At 49.4% G+C, this 13,488-nt stretch carries 17 protein-coding genes; 3 read left to right on the forward strand and 14 right to left on the reverse strand.

Annotated elements, in window-relative coordinates:
- Positions 1-28: 28 nt before the first annotated feature.
- The 8 genes from HZB62_10480 to HZB62_10515 are packed head-to-tail and all read right to left on the reverse strand — an operon-like array spanning position 29 to position 6,048.
- Positions 29-856, reverse strand: a complete 828-nt coding sequence (locus HZB62_10480; protein ID MBI5075573.1) for a hypothetical protein — start codon at positions 854-856, stop codon at positions 29-31.
- Positions 853-1,911, reverse strand: a complete 1,059-nt coding sequence (locus HZB62_10485; GenBank protein MBI5075574.1) for a sulfate ABC transporter ATP-binding protein — start codon at positions 1,909-1,911, stop codon at positions 853-855. The genes HZB62_10480 and HZB62_10485 overlap by 4 nt, the downstream gene beginning before the upstream one ends.
- Positions 1,908-2,816, reverse strand: a complete 909-nt coding sequence (gene cysW, locus HZB62_10490) for a sulfate ABC transporter permease subunit CysW (GenBank protein MBI5075575.1) — start codon at positions 2,814-2,816, stop codon at positions 1,908-1,910. The genes HZB62_10485 and cysW overlap by 4 nt, the downstream gene beginning before the upstream one ends.
- A gap of 6 nt (positions 2,817-2,822) precedes the next feature.
- Positions 2,823-3,650, reverse strand: a complete 828-nt coding sequence (gene cysT, locus HZB62_10495; GenBank protein ID MBI5075576.1) for a sulfate ABC transporter permease subunit CysT — start codon at positions 3,648-3,650, stop codon at positions 2,823-2,825.
- A 23-nt stretch (positions 3,651-3,673) separates the two neighbouring features.
- Entirely contained in the window at positions 3,674-4,081 is a 408-nt protein-coding gene (locus HZB62_10500) for a universal stress protein (protein ID MBI5075577.1), read from the reverse strand.
- Between the two features lie 11 nt (positions 4,082-4,092).
- Positions 4,093-5,100, reverse strand: a complete 1,008-nt coding sequence (locus HZB62_10505) for a sulfate ABC transporter substrate-binding protein (GenBank protein MBI5075578.1) — start codon at positions 5,098-5,100, stop codon at positions 4,093-4,095.
- Positions 5,101-5,144: 44 nt separating this feature from the next.
- Complete coding sequence (locus HZB62_10510) at positions 5,145-5,882, reverse strand: phosphoadenylyl-sulfate reductase (protein ID MBI5075579.1); 738 nt, start codon at positions 5,880-5,882, stop codon at positions 5,145-5,147.
- Positions 5,851-6,048: a hypothetical protein gene (locus HZB62_10515; GenBank protein MBI5075580.1), complete on the reverse strand. Its 198-nt coding sequence runs from the start codon at positions 6,046-6,048 to the stop codon at positions 5,851-5,853. Before HZB62_10515 ends, HZB62_10510 begins: the two co-directional genes overlap by 32 nt.
- Positions 6,049-6,203: 155 nt before the next feature.
- Between HZB62_10515 and HZB62_10520 the strand changes: the two genes are divergently transcribed.
- Complete coding sequence (locus HZB62_10520; protein MBI5075581.1) at positions 6,204-7,544, forward strand: sigma-54-dependent Fis family transcriptional regulator; 1,341 nt, start codon at positions 6,204-6,206, stop codon at positions 7,542-7,544.
- Positions 7,545-7,557: 13 nt separating this feature from the next.
- On the opposite strand, the gene HZB62_10525 is transcribed toward HZB62_10520, so the two are convergent.
- Positions 7,558-8,022 (reverse strand): cytochrome c, encoded by a 465-nt coding sequence (locus tag HZB62_10525; GenBank protein ID MBI5075582.1) that lies wholly within the window; start codon positions 8,020-8,022, stop codon positions 7,558-7,560.
- 150 nt (positions 8,023-8,172) lie between these two features.
- Here HZB62_10525 and HZB62_10530 point away from each other — a divergent pair, with 150 nt between their 5' ends.
- On the forward strand, positions 8,173-9,036 hold the full coding sequence (locus HZB62_10530; GenBank protein MBI5075583.1) for a M28 family peptidase: 864 nt from the start codon (positions 8,173-8,175) through the stop codon (positions 9,034-9,036).
- A gap of 80 nt (positions 9,037-9,116) precedes the next feature.
- Here the strand turns inward: HZB62_10530 and HZB62_10535 are convergent, their stop codons facing one another.
- Positions 9,117-9,575 carry a hypothetical protein gene (locus HZB62_10535; protein MBI5075584.1) on the reverse strand — a complete coding sequence of 153 codons (459 nt, stop codon included), beginning with the start codon at positions 9,573-9,575 and terminating at the stop codon, positions 9,117-9,119.
- 142 nt (positions 9,576-9,717) lie between these two features.
- Between HZB62_10535 and HZB62_10540 the strand changes: the two genes are divergently transcribed.
- The gene (locus HZB62_10540; protein MBI5075585.1) at positions 9,718-11,001 is read left to right on the forward strand and encodes a DNA helicase UvrD; all 1,284 of its coding nucleotides are present in this window, start codon (positions 9,718-9,720) and stop codon (positions 10,999-11,001) included.
- 229 nt (positions 11,002-11,230) lie between these two features.
- Here the strand turns inward: HZB62_10540 and HZB62_10545 are convergent, their stop codons facing one another.
- From HZB62_10545 to HZB62_10560, 4 genes are read right to left on the reverse strand one after another with little or no spacing between them, the layout of a single operon-like run.
- Positions 11,231-12,016 carry a type I restriction enzyme HsdR N-terminal domain-containing protein gene (locus HZB62_10545; protein MBI5075586.1) on the reverse strand — a complete coding sequence of 262 codons (786 nt, stop codon included), beginning with the start codon at positions 12,014-12,016 and terminating at the stop codon, positions 11,231-11,233.
- The gene (locus tag HZB62_10550) at positions 12,013-12,531 is read right to left on the reverse strand and encodes a hypothetical protein (GenBank protein ID MBI5075587.1); all 519 of its coding nucleotides are present in this window, start codon (positions 12,529-12,531) and stop codon (positions 12,013-12,015) included. Before HZB62_10550 ends, HZB62_10545 begins: the two co-directional genes overlap by 4 nt.
- On the reverse strand, positions 12,510-12,926 hold the full coding sequence (locus HZB62_10555; GenBank protein ID MBI5075588.1) for a hypothetical protein: 417 nt from the start codon (positions 12,924-12,926) through the stop codon (positions 12,510-12,512). The genes HZB62_10550 and HZB62_10555 overlap by 22 nt, the downstream gene beginning before the upstream one ends.
- A gap of 60 nt (positions 12,927-12,986) precedes the next feature.
- The gene (locus tag HZB62_10560) at positions 12,987-13,415 is read right to left on the reverse strand and encodes a helix-turn-helix domain-containing protein (protein MBI5075589.1); all 429 of its coding nucleotides are present in this window, start codon (positions 13,413-13,415) and stop codon (positions 12,987-12,989) included.
- Positions 13,416-13,488 lie beyond the last annotated feature (73 nt).

Consider the following 13,488-nt stretch of genomic DNA (forward strand, 5'->3'; position numbering starts at 1 on the left):
CATTGTACGACTTCCTTTAAGCCGAAATCTACCGGCAGATTCCGGCGTCATATATCGAGACAGCATTACTCAAGATTTTCGAACCCCACTGTACCGGCCGATAGAGACTGCTATCGGAGGTCTTTAACTCAGGGATGCCATCTGCCAGTCTCAGGGTATAGGCGCGTACCAGCAGGTCCTTCGCAAAACTGAAGACAGGGAGCGGGCCATCGATATCCAGTATGGAGCTGTTTTTTTTCAGGTCAAGTATGTCCAGGTACTTCCGTTTGTGCCAGACATGAAACCCCGTTTCAATCTTGTTAAATACCAGTCCCCCATGATGGCTGAGATCTACACAGTGATCCACAAATATTTCATCAGGCAGGGACCAGTATTTCAGGGTCGTCTCACAAATAATGGCCCAGGCAGTCCCTCCATAGGGCTGAAGCCAGCACTCAAGGAAAACGTCCCTGAGTTTAGGCAGTGCGTCCCTGGGGTCATATTCTTCAGCAAGACGATAGGCGGCCTTTCTGTCCAGGACACTCGATATTTCAGGTATGACGATACCGCAGCGCTCGTGCGCGTGGCGCGCTTCTCCGAAACACATCTTGACCAGCGTATCAAAAAGAACGCTGGCCAGCAGCCGCTTGAACCCCTGGCGCCTTGCACATAAATCCTCTCTCAATCGCAGGCGTGCATGAGAGGTCTCGTGCGGACCAAGCCGCAGAAGCAGGTCTTCGAGCAGATAAAAACTCGATACCCAGTAGATAAGGTCTTTTTCTGTTTCCATCGCCTTCGTTGGAGGGCTGCCGGACTTGCCTGAAGCTGAAGGGTTACAATGAAAGCCCCGCTGATTCTTATTAATTTTTGCCGTCATGAAGAAAATACCCTTAGATTCCTAAAGTGAGCATAAACCGTTTCTCCCTCCTCCAGCTCCAGTGTCTGGAAGCGGTCTCTGCTCAATTCAGCCTCTATCTGTTCTCCGGTGAAGTGTTCGCGGAGTTCAAGTTGTGCAACCGCTCCTTTGGCAATAATGCGCGTAATCGTTGCTGTCAGGGCAGGTTCTCCGTTGCGTTTCTTCAGGATTTCGATATCGTGGGGCCTGACGTAAGCCACGGCCGGGATATCGTCAGCGTCGGAATGCTCCGGCGTCTCAAATTCCAGGTCGCAGATGCGGGCCAGTCCCCGGTGCATCCGGCCGTGGAAAAGGTTGACGTTGCCCAGAAACTGGTAAACAAAAGGGGTTGCAGGATGATCATACACAAAGTCGGGAGCTCCTGCCTGCTCGATGCAGCCTTTGCTCATAACTACAACCTCATCCGATACCTCCATGGCCTCTTCCTGGTCGTGGGTGACGAATACGCTGGTAACATTCAGGTCGTCGTGAAGCCGCCTCAGCCACCTTCTCAGTTCCTTCCTGACCTTCGCGTCCAATGCGCCGAAAGGTTCGTCAAGCAGCAGCACCTCAGGTTCTACCGCGAGAGCCCTGGCAAGGGCCACACGCTGGCGCTGGCCTCCGGAGAGCTGGGACGGGAAATGGTCCGAAAGCCACTCGATTTGAACAAGTCGCAACAGTTCGGTCACTCTCTCCAGAATCTCTGTTTTCCCCGGCCGTTCAGAACGCGGACGCACCCTGAGGCCGAAGGCGACATTCTCGAAAACCGTCATATGTCTGAAGAGCGCGTAATGCTGAAATACAAAGCCGACCTTTCTGTCACGGACATGTTGGCCTGTCGTATCTTTGCCGTTGATCAGAATCGCACCCCTGTCCGGGGGCTCGAGGCCCGCGATGATCCGCAGCAGCGTCGTCTTGCCGGACCCGGACGGCCCAAGCAGGGAAACCAGACCGCCGGAGGGTATCACCAGGGTAATATCCCTCAGGGCCGTGTAATTGCCAAACGTTTTCGTAATCCCTTTTATATCAATGCTCATATTATTCCTCCTCCTGTCTCTTTCCGCTCATGCCCGGCTGCCCGGTGCTTCCATTCAACAAGGGCTTTTGCGACAATGGTTACCAATGCCAGCATGATAAGAAGCGAGGCCACTGAAAAGGCGCCCACAAAATCATACTCGTTGTAAAGGATCTCAACATGCAGGGGGACGGTATTGGTGAGTCCGCGTATGTGACCTGAAACAACGGACACGGCCCCGAATTCTCCCATGGCCCTCGCGCTGCAAAGAATTGTCCCATAGAGCAGGCCCCATTTAATATTCGGCAGGGTGATCCTGAAAAAGGTCTGCCACCCGCCTGCGCCAAGGACCGTTGCAGCCTCTTCCTCATCCGTGCCCTGGGCCTGCATGAGAGGGATAAGCTCTCTTGCCACAAACGGAAACGTCACAAAGACTGTGGCCATTACAATGCCCGGGACGGCAAAAATGACCTTAAGCCCTGATTCGGCGATGATGGGCCCGAGCAGGCCATAGATACCGAAAAGCAGTACGAATATCAGCCCTGATATCACCGGGGACACGGCAAAGGGCAGATCAATAAGCGTCGTCAGCAGACCTTTTCCGGCAAAATCGAATTTCGCAATAAGCCATGCCGCGGCAACTCCAAACAGAAGATTACACGGGACTGCGATGGCCATCGCCAGCAGACTCAATCTGATAGCAGAAATCGTATTGGGCTCGGCAATAGCCTTAACATATGCAGTAATGCCTTTTTCGAATGCCTGCCCAAATACGGCTGTCAAGGGAACAACAATGAACAGACCGAGAAACAGAAGGGCTGTCGCCGTCAGAGACCACCGCACAAAGACAGACTCTTCATTGATCCTTTGATGGTGCGAAAAAACCGGCTGCTGCTCCGCAAGTTCCTTTATCTTTGAAATATACATGGCATCCTACCTTAATGACCGTCTCCACCACTGAAACAGGTTTATCACCAGCAGCAGCGTGAATGAAGTAACGAGCATCACCACGGCAATAGCCGTGGCGCCGGTAACATCATGCTGCTCCAATTTAGTCACAATCAGAAGCGGCACGATTTCGGTCTTCATCGGCATGTTGCCGGATATGAAGATGACAGAGCCGTATTCTCCCAGGGCACGCGCAAAAGCAAGGGAAAATCCGGTAAGCACCGCAGGGAAAAGATAAGGGAAAATGATCCGGGAGAAAATTTGAAACCTTCCCGCTCCAAGGGTCGCTGCAGCCTCTTCGACCTCCCGGTCAAGATCTGCAAGCACCGGCTGGACTGACCGAACAACAAAGGGCAACCCTATGAATGTCAGGGCAATAATTACCCCAAGGGGAGTGAAGGCTATTTTAATGCCGATCGCCTCGGCGTATCTTCCGATCCAGCCATTGCCGGAATATACCGCAGTCAGCGCAATGCCCGCAACCGCAGTCGGCAAGGCAAAGGGGATATCCACAATACTGTCGAAGATGCGTCTGCCCGGAAAGCGGTACCGCACCAGCACCCATGCGACGAGCAGGCCGAAGAAGCTGTTGATCAGTGCCCCGGCAAAAGCCGCTCCGAAACTCAGCCTGAACGACGCCAGCAGCCGTGCAGAGGTGATCGCCTCCAGGAACTGGCCAGTGGGAAAACCCGATGCCCTGATAAAAATCGTAGACAGGGGAATCAGCACGATCAGGCTGAGATAGAGCATGGTTATTCCCATGGCAGGGCCAAAACCGGGGAGTACGCTGTGATGCCTTAATTGAAATGTCATTGTTTTCTCGCTCACTTCCTGTATCAGTATACCCCTGCAGGTATCAGCTTGTGATTCGGTATTGTGTAGACAAGACATGAGACATCGTTTGAAACAGCCTTGTAACGGAATGGGGAATAAACAATGTCTATATCCTCCTCCTTTACATACTGCACGATCATATCTTCAGGAGACCCTTCGGCCACTATGACCTTTGACCAGATACCGGCCGCTTCTTCCTGAAGTGTCTTCCCTGCTTCTTCGAGATATCGTAGTGACTCCTGTCTTGCTGTCACCTGTGCTCTGTATCCACCCTCATAATCAATGAACAGATTACTTCTAAATACATGAAGCAGGATAAGCCTTCCGTTTTCCTGGCGGGCCTTTTCGATGCCGGTCCGCAGGGCATGCTTTGAGCAAAGTGAGCCATTATAAACAACCAGAATATTCATATCGTTCTCCTTCATTTCTGGGGCTGGTAGATCTGGTCGAAGTTGCCCTTTTCACTGAAGTGGATCTTCTGCGCCTTCTGCCATCCGCCGAATACTTCGTCAATAGTAAAGAGCTTTACCTTTGCAAACTGTTTTCCGTATCTGTCGGCGACAGATACCAGGCGGGGACGGTAATAGTGCTTCGCAGCAATCTCCTGACCTTCTTCTGTGTATAGGTAATCCAGATACGTCTGGGCAACCGTCCTTGTATTCCGCTTGTCAGCAACCTTGTCCACAATTGCTACCGGAGGTTCCGCCAGGATGCTGATTGACGGGGTAATAATTTCAAAACCATCTTTACCTGTTTCCTTTATGGCGAGCAGTGCCTCATTTTCCCATGCCAGCAGCACATCTCCTATGCCCCGCTGCATAAAAGTGATAGTGGAACCTCTTGCTCCCGAGTCGAGCACAGGAACATTTTTGAACAGTTTTGTAACAAAATCCTTTGCCCTGGCATCATCCCCTTTAAGCTTTTTCGTGACATAGCCCCAGGCTGCAAGGTAGTTCCACCTTGCGCCGCCTGAGGTTTTAGGGTTAGGGGTTATTACGGATATGCCAGGCCTGACAAGATCGTCCCAATCCTTTATGCCCTTGGGGTTCCCCTTGCGCACGAGAAACACAATAGTCGAAGCATAAGGCGCGCTATTGTTGGGAAGTCTCTTCTGCCAGCCGTCGCGTATCAGCCCGCTCTTCTGTATCTCATCGATATCATACGAAAGCGCCAGGGTCACCACGTCAGCCTCCAGTCCGTCGATGACCGCCCGAGCCTGTTTCCCCGATCCGCCATGGGACTGATTGATCGCGATCTTTTCACCTTTTTTTGAAAACCAGTGTTTTACAAAGGCAGCGTTAAAATCCTGATAAAGCTCTCGGGTCGGATCGTAGGACACATTCAAAAGGGTGACATCGGCCCGAGTCCCTGCCGGAAGTGTGATAATTGTCAATGTTGCGACGACGAAACATATAATGATATTTTTCATAATAGGGTCTCCTTATGTTCTTTCCTGCTCGTAAACTACGCGGTTTAATTCCTGCTGTTAGCGTGTAATCCGCACTCTTTCTGGTCTTTCGTTTCCCACCACCAGCGGCCTGCCCTGACATCCTCTATAATCCTGACTGCACGGGTACAGGGTTCACAGCCTATGGACGGGTATCCCTCATCGTGAAGGCGGTTGTAGGGAATATCATATTTCTTTATATAAGCCCATACATCGGTCTCTTTCCAGTCTGCCAGCGGGTTGATCTTTACAATGTTTTTATTGGAGATATCAATCTCAACTTTTCTGATATCAGTCCGTGTGGGGGACTGTTCCTTTCTCAATCCGCAGATCCAGGCGTCCAACTCTTTGAGCTTTTCCCGTAAGGGTTCCACTTTTCTGACATTGCAACATAATTTACGTTCCTCTATTCCCCGGTAAAATGAGTTGAACCCGTGCCCGTCTGCCAGTTCCTGCACCCGCTGTCTGTTTGGGAAACATACCTCTATCGTAATACCGTATTTTTTTATTATTTCGTCCATCAATACATAGGTCTCCTGCGGCAGCCGGCCTGTGTCGAGAGTAAATATCCGCACGCGCGGGTTGATCCTTACAGCCATGTCTATCAGAACCACGTCCTCTGCCCCGAAACTTGATGCTACGGCCGATTTTTCGCCATAAACCTCAAATGTCCGGCGCAAAACATCTTCGGCGGTTCCGGAATCCAGCTCCACCTGTGCATCTGAAAATCTGCTAACCATTGTTTGATTCCTCCTCTGTTGCATGATATACATATCTGCTATCGGCCGCCTCAGCAGATTCACCGCTGTGCAAGGCTGCCTCTCTCTCTTCCTTCAGTCCTGTCATGATCTTTATCGCGGCATCGAAATCCCCTGCCTCGGCAAAGGTCACCGCTTCGAAAATCCTTTCCAGCTTTTCCCTGATACCCATGACAGCATTCCTTTCTGAATCGTTATATTTAAAACCTCTTTTGCAACTCGCATGCCATGCCCTATTTCCAGCTAACTATGAGCATCAGGCAAGCGAATTAAATAAGAGTTGATTAATATTTAACCACTATGTATATTATTTATCAGAGGTAGGCCATGAAGAAAATTATCGTTTTTACAAAAGATCCGTCGCTGAAAAAAGAACTTTCATCTGTATTGCCGAAGGACTACAGGCTGGTCACCGAGGCAACAAGGGAGAAGGAGGCGTTCATCTTTTTTGATATAGACACTATGAAGCCGGGCCTGATCCGTGAGCTGAGCGAACGGAATTTCGTGATTGCCGCTACCAGCCAGAAATGGACTGAGCCGGTTATGGAGGCTGCTACGTTCGGGGCCTACGAGGTTGTACACCGGCCCATCTCCGCAGAGACCGTGCTCCCGATCCTCAGAGAACTCGGCGCGTTCAGCGAAGAACTGCAGAACCACATCAACCTTGCGAGTCTTCCTCCTACCCCGACTTGCGCCATCGTCGGCCAGTCACCCATGATCATGGATGTCTGCAAAAAACTGGCAAGGCTCTCACAGGTCGATGCGCCGGTGCTGATCACCGGCGAGACAGGAACGGGCAAGGAGCTGATCGCCGAATCGATAGCCCAGCTCTCCTCGCGCTTCGGCAAGCCCTTTGTAGTTGTCAACTGCGCTGCCATGCCCGAGAATCTTCTGGAATCCGAACTCTTCGGCTTTGAGAGAGGGTCATTTACCGGAGCTGTTGCTGCAAAAGAAGGTATACTGAAGATCGCGGACGAAGGCTGCGTATTTTTTGATGAGGTGGGAGAGCTGCCGCCTTCTCTTCAGGGAAAGCTTTTGCGCTTTCTCCAGACCCAGACATTTTATCCCATTGGCAGCACCAAAGAAGTGCAGGTCAACGTACGGGTGATTTCTGCTACAAACAGGGATCTGGGGATAATGGTCAAGGAGGGCAAATTCAGGGAAGATCTCTATCACAGACTGCGGGTCACTTCGATCCATATCCCGCCTCTACGGGAGCGCAAGAAAGACATACTTCCGCTCGTCACTTTTTTTGTGAACAAATACAAACATACTGCACCTCGTCAGATCAAGGGACTTTCAAAGTCGTTTCTGAAGAAACTGGCCTCCCATGACTGGCCCGGCAATATCCGCGAGCTTGAAAATGTCATCCGCTCGGCCCTGGCCTTATCCAAGACACAACACCTCACTACTCATGAGCTGAAGGAACTCGGCAGCAGACCTGTTGCCGTTTCCCAGCCGGAAATAACGGAGTCTGTCGCCTCTGCAATAATCCCTTTTGTAAAAAATGCCATCGAAAAAGGCGAGAAAAATATCTATGACAGGGTGCATAATGAGATCGATAAATCGCTGATCAGTTATGTGCTGTCTTCCACAAGGGAAAACCAATCAGAGGCCGCGCGTATCCTTGGCATCAACCGCCTCACCCTCAGAAAAAAACTGAAATGATATTTATTGCCCGCTATTTTCTGAACATCTGGTGGCAGCTTACGCAGCCATCGAGGAGCTGTTTTGTCAAAGCCAGCATCTTCTTCTGGTCGTTCTTGTGCGCTGCGTGAGCAAGGGTCTCAAGCCTGGCATGGAAATCTTTATCCATCTTGACGAACTCCTTAACCTTCCCGGAATTCTTCGGTATGGTGACCTTCCCGGCTTTCACTCCCTCATGGGTCTTCTCCATGGCGCCGTGCATGGACTCGATCGCTGCATGCACCCTTTCACCGTCTCCCAATGCAACGCCTGAAAACACAGAACGGAACACTTCATCAAGCTGCACCATCTCCTCTATCAGGGGATTGGCCCCGTTGTCAGCTGCTGCGTGCATCTTACTGTGGTCATGCCCTTCAGACATGGCTGCGTACACTGCCGGAACAGCCGCTGTAAGGCCCAATACCAACCCTGCTGCGATCTTCTTTCCTGTCTTCTTCACTAGATCACCCTTCCTTTTTCAAAAAATGTGTTCTTATCATAACAAGGCCAGAAATCGTCTGCCTTGATCTAAATCATACTCTGTTCTGAGCCCTGCTGCATTACATTTAACTTCTTGCCGAATGGCTTGCCTGCCGGTATACTGGTGAAGATGGAACAGATAAAGCCTAACATCATTGAATCTGTGCAATTTCTTGCCGCGACTATCGGACAGAGAAGCTGGAAAGATCTGGACAAGCTCGCTGCATCAGCAGACTTTATCGAAGAGAGCTTTCATGCTTCGGGATGCAAGACCATACGGCAGCCCTTCTTCTTCAAGGGGAATACCTATCAGAATATCATCACAGAGGTCCGGGGCACTGATCCTGACTGCCGGGAAATCCTTGTTGTGGGCGCCCACTATGACTCCTGCGAGGGCACGCCGGGAGCTGACGACAATGCAAGCGCAGTGGCTGCGCTGCTTGAACTTGCACGCCTGACAAAGGAGAGGCCACTCAGCAGAACCGTGCGCTATGTGGCCTTTTGCCTTGAAGAACCGCCTGCATATATGACACACCACATGGGCAGTTATGTTCATGCGGAAAGCCTGAATGATGAAGGAGCTAAGGTCTTTGGCATGATCTCGCTTGAGATGCTGGGTTATTACAGCGACGAAGAAGGGACGCAGTATTATCCGTCGTCGCTCTTCAAGCCCTTCTATCCGAACACCGGCAATTTCATCGCCTTTGTCGGCAACTTCTCTTCACGCAATTTTTCGAACAGCGTCAAATCTGCCTTCAGCTCTGTTTCGTCATTTCCTGTCGAATCCCTGAACGGGTTTTCGATCATTCCGGGCGTGGACTTCTCTGACCACCGGAACTACTGGAAGTTCGACTATCCTGCGTTCATGATCACAGACACTGCCTTTTACCGCAACCCGAATTACCACGATTCCGGCGATCTGCCTGATACGCTGGACTACAACCGGCTTGAGCAACTGACCAAGGCCTTGTATGAAACATTTCGAATTGTTTAATGTGACGTGTAAAACAGTGCGGCAACGGACAATTCCCGAAAACAAATCACACTTATTCGGCGTCGGTGTTGATGCTGACGTTATACATTCTGTTGTTCCAGTTTTACCGTTGCTTCGGTCAATTCCTCCAAAATAGCAATAAAGTCTTCCTCAGTATATTCTTTCAGTTTCATTATGCCGGCATTAATGACATAGGCAATCTCGTTTCCTTGATGGACCGTATTTGGCGTTGGTCTTTTATAACTGATCATAAATGTAGGCTCCTTGTTTAGTTCTCTAAGTGGTGTCATGGCAATTCGTATTGACATGGAAGAGACGATAAACAAAGAGTTAAAAGAACAGGCAACTTTTCTGTTTTTGTATTGTCCACTGATTTTCATGAAAACAGGTAATATGGGAAATGAATATTCTACTGATGTGTTAAGCAGTTTTGATAAAGCTTGAAATTTCGGTTTCCAATAATAACCATTGCCGATATTCAGAGCGACTCTGAAAAAGAGAACAGCTGCGAAAATGCCTATAATTTGTATTACTGTCATAATTTTATTTCAATGCATAACATTGTCTTTTTATAGCATGAGAGTTTTCATCATTCTATGGACAAGTGGTGGTAACGTCAAGAAAAAACCGACCGCAATATCCCTTTCCTCCTCCAAATTCCGCTTCATGCTATAATCCCCCATGCGTTTTATTGCCGACCTGCATATCCATTCGAAATATTCCCGCGCAACCAGCAGGGACCTGAACCCGGAGAACCTCTGGAAATGGGCGCAGCTGAAAGGCATTTCTGTGGTCGGTTCCGGAGATTTCACGCATCCCCAGTGGATCAAGGAACTTGAGGATAAGCTCGAACCTGCAGGCAATGGACTTTTCAGCTTGCGAGAATCTTTCAGAATTGACGATATACCAGATTCCTGCAGAGCAGAGGTCTCTTTCATCCTCTCTGCCGAGATCAGCTGCATCTATAAAAAGAACGACAAGACCAGAAAGATTCATACGGTTGTCCTTGCGCCCGGCTTTGCAGCTGCAGAAAAGATCAATACCCGGCTCAAACAGATCGGCAACCTGCATTCAGACGGCAGGCCGATACTCGGGCTTGATGCAAAGGAGCTTCTGAAGATCATTCTTGATATTTCGCCCGATGCCATGGTAATCCCGGCCCATGCATGGACACCGCACTTTTCGGTCTTTGGCGCAGCATCAGGCTTTGACAGCCTTGAGGAATGCTATGAAGAACTAACACCCCATATCCATGCGATCGAAACCGGCCTCTCTTCTGACCCGCTGATGAACTGGCGGCTCTCTGCGCTCGACAACATAACGCTCATCTCGAACTCTGATGCACACTCACCATCCAAACTGGGCCGCGAGGCAAATGTATTGGATACGGACATTTCGTATGACGCGATCGCTGATGCACTCAAGACGCGGAAAGGCTTCTCCGGGACGATCGAGTTCTTCCCTGAAGAAGGCAAATATCATTATGACGGCCACAGGGCCTGCGATGTGAGCTTTACGCCAAAAGAATCGGTCAAATATAACAACATCTGCCCTGTCTGCAACAAGAAACTCACGATTGGTGTCATGCACAGGGTCGATAAACTGGCTGACAGAGAAGAAGGTTTCCGGCCAAAGAACGCGCCGCCCTTTCATTCGATCATCCCTCTCACTGAAGTTATCGGCGAGGCATTGAGCGTCGGCCCGACCAGCAAGAAGGTGGCGGCCATGTATTTCAACCTTCTCAACGCGCTCGGCAATGAGTTCAGGATTCTCCTGGATGCACCTTTGCATGAGATCGAGGCAGCCGGTTCTGCAAAGATAGCCGAGGCGGTTGCAAAAATGCGGTCAGGTGATGTATCGATTGCTCCTGGATATGACGGCGAGTTCGGCAAGGTCAGGATATTCGAACGGTTCGAAAAGAAAGTGTACCGGGGTGAGATAAGAAAGTGCTTGAAATTACAATAAAGGACTTCCGAGAAACTAAACGAAAGGGTTACGGAAGGGTAAAAGAGTGGAATTATCAAGCGAGAATTGATAAGGCAACCAACCATCCCTCCCCCTGATCTTGCGAAGCAAGGGCTGTCCAGTTTTTTCTCCCTCCCCAGCATTCTTCGTCATCAATTCATACCACACTCACCCGGCAAAAAAGGCTGTTTTGCGTCGGCCAGCTTTCAATCCTCGCTTGAAAATAATATTATTCTTCTGCGGCAGAAACCGGAGGGGCATCGCTCTGGGATACCGGTGATGGTAAGGGACAGAATTCAGGAGCTGCAGGAGCTGTGACCTTCTTCTCTTTTTTACCCTGCTGCCTCTTCACGCATGCCTTTGCCATCTCATATAATTCAGCGCTAAAAAGCTTGCTGATGCACTTGTCTATAGCTTCTTCGCTGACATTATGGCCGGTAACAGTCTTCAGCTCAAGTCGTATTGCAGAAAGGACTCTCTTAGAAAGCATGGCCTGGACGAGATTCTTGTCTCCCAGGGATGTAACCTCTGCAATGTATTTGTCGATAAGACCCTTTCTGAAGCTCTCTTTTGACAGCAATTTCAGTTTTTCTGAGACAATATCGATGTCATCGTCAAGAAGGTTGAAGGAAAGGATCATATTGTTTTCGACCTTGGCCTTATCCCAGGTCAGATGATAGAGTCTGTAGTCGATACCGTTAGTGAGCACGCACAAATTGACGCCTCCGGATGCTGCATAGTTAGTGGCCTGGTATGCGTGGGTGTCCCTCAGCGTAGTATCGACAGATTTGGCCTCGATGAAGAAGACAATCTTTCCCTTGTTCTTAACCGTCAGATCCACATAGTGACCTTGTACCATGTGCTCCTGCGTAATCTCATCTAAAAGATCGTAGCCAAGTACCTCGTGAAGCAAAAGCCGTATCCTCATCCTGGTGTCTGCCTCATTGAGGCTCTTCTCCTTCGCATCCCTGATCTTCGGCATGAACTTCCGTAGCGCTGCCTTAATTACTTTCATTTTCCTTGTCTCCTTTGTAAACTTTCCATCTGTGCTTCATATCCCCGCCTTTGCTTTCTCTTGCTCAACTCTAAACGATAGAGGTCCTTGCAAGCGGCAAGAATCCGAAGGGATTCAATCTTGTAGGGGGCCGACGCGATTTCAGTTTCAATGACAGGCTTGAGGCCTTCGGACCGCTCCATGTAGCCCTGGAATATTAAATCAGGCCTTGGGTCATTCGTCTTTGGAACATTCGCGCAGATATCGTCAAGCTCAGACTGAAATGACGGGGTTGATGATGTCGAAGATGGAGATTTAGCCTTTGGCGCTACGCTTTTTCTGGGAGAATCACCCGTAATATTGACATGAATAACGCCGTCATCATCGACTGTTCTTGAGGATTTCACCTCGGCAGCAGATGGCATTACATACAGGCAGATCAGCATGCAGATAATAAAAGCTCTCTTCATCATTGTCCCCCTCCTCTTTTGTGAAATGCATATCTCAAAAATGTTTAATTGGAACGCCTTGCCCACAGATAGCAACCGATAGACAAGAAGGCTCCGAACCCCATTGGGATCAAAGCGACTTCCTCGTTTGATTCCAGCCTTCCACCAACAAACCCCATGATAATTATAAAAACACCCAAAACAATACCGATATAACCGAGGACAGAAAGCTTTCCTTTTCTCATAGTAATATCTGATTTGTAATGAGCAAAAGGGTCTATGGCGCTTATGCTAACGTCAGCCTTATTCTGGCTTCCATCAAGCATTGATCCACAATGCTTACATTTTACGGCTGACGCCTTTATTTCTTCAGAACAAAAAGGGCAAGTCTTAGTTGAGGAGGTCGAAGTGGTACCACCACTATTTTTCCATCTCTCGTAATCTTCCGATGTTTTAACCCAATCCGGAAACTTCTTTTCCATTGTCCCCTCCTTATTAATGTAGCAGCAGTCTCATTATATCAGTTCAATGGTCAAGCGCAATCATCCGGCGTCTTTCAGCTTTTTGCGCTCTTCGAGAAGCTCCCGGAGGAGTTTCTTTTCCTCAACACTTCGCAGTATCTCCAGCCGGGCCTCCTCCGGCATATCCTTCAGCATAATTACGATCTTTTCCGTCACCGAGTCGGGGCCGTAAGCAGCACGCGGATCACATACCACATCAGTTGCCGCCGGTGCGCGCTCTTCGTGTTCATGTCCGGTCAATAGCCAAGCCGGGTCGCAGTCAGTAGCATTAACCATTCGGTTAAGCTGAGCAGCATCAGGCGTCCTATGTCCGTTCTCGTATTTGCTTAGGGTTTCCTTTGCAACGCCAACCTGCAAGGCCAATTGATCCTGTGTTAGAGATGCCTTTTCGCGAGCTGTTTTTATTCGCAGGCCCAATGACTTGTCCGTTTGATTAATTTCTCTTGACATTAGTTAACCGTTTGATTATTCTTTCTGTAGTTCAGGTAAAAACATTTACCACAGGAGGAAAAAAAGAGAGTGT

The organism is Nitrospirota bacterium (genome assembly GCA_016214855.1).
Lineage (GTDB): Bacteria > Nitrospirota > Thermodesulfovibrionia > Thermodesulfovibrionales > UBA6898 > UBA6898.